The organism is Bacillus sp. AY2-1 (assembly GCF_008368965.1).
In the GTDB taxonomy this organism is placed as follows: Bacteria; Bacillota; Bacilli; order Bacillales; family Bacillaceae_G; genus Bacillus_A; species Bacillus_A thuringiensis_S.
On the sequence record NZ_QPEL01000213.1, the window covers coordinates 1 to 674 of the forward strand.

Below are 674 nucleotides of genomic sequence, written 5' to 3' on the forward strand. Positions count from 1 at the left end.
AGTATATATAAATAATATGATAGGGGATGGGATGCGATATTTTGAATGAAGGAACAGTTTTTATATAAGAAGTAATTAGGTAGTAAGAACAGAGATATTTGGGAGGAAACAAGCGCGATGAAAACACTATTTAAAATAATAGGTATTCTAGCTGGTATGGCGGTAATTGGAGTAGGTTTAACATATGGTATGCTGTATTATTTAAATAATAGTAAACCAGCTGCGAAAAAGGCATCACCAGCTGCTCCAGCAGTAGAGGTATTAGCTGATAGTAATGTAAAAGCAGAAGATGCAAAGCTTTTAGAAAATGGCAATTATTCATTGCCGAATAGTGGTTTTAATAAAAATTTTAAATGGACAGATGAGAACATACAGACAGCATTACATGAAATGGCACATCAAAAAGCGAAAGCTGATCAAAAGTGGGGCTATATTTTTATTACACAAGAGCGGATTGAAAGCTTAATTGATATTGTAAAGAGTAATGATCTTGTACAGGGAAGTACATATGTAGAAATTTTAGAACGATGGAAACAAGGAAAATATGAAAAAGTTGATGCAGATCACAATAAGATTTGGAAATTACAAAGCGGGAATTTAGGAGAAGGAAAAGGAGTAATGTCGGAAGCTGAGCAAAAAGAATTAATTAATCAAGTGTTTATGAACAAAGGTAC

Annotated in this window: 1 protein-coding gene; it reads left to right on the forward strand. The window is 33.1% G+C overall.

Annotation, left to right across the window (positions count from 1 at the left end):
- Nucleotides 1-117: 117 nt before the first annotated feature.
- Nucleotides 118-674 (forward strand): PRK06770 family protein (locus tag DN403_RS28905; protein WP_149186036.1); only part of this gene is annotated, 557 nt, incomplete at its 3' end.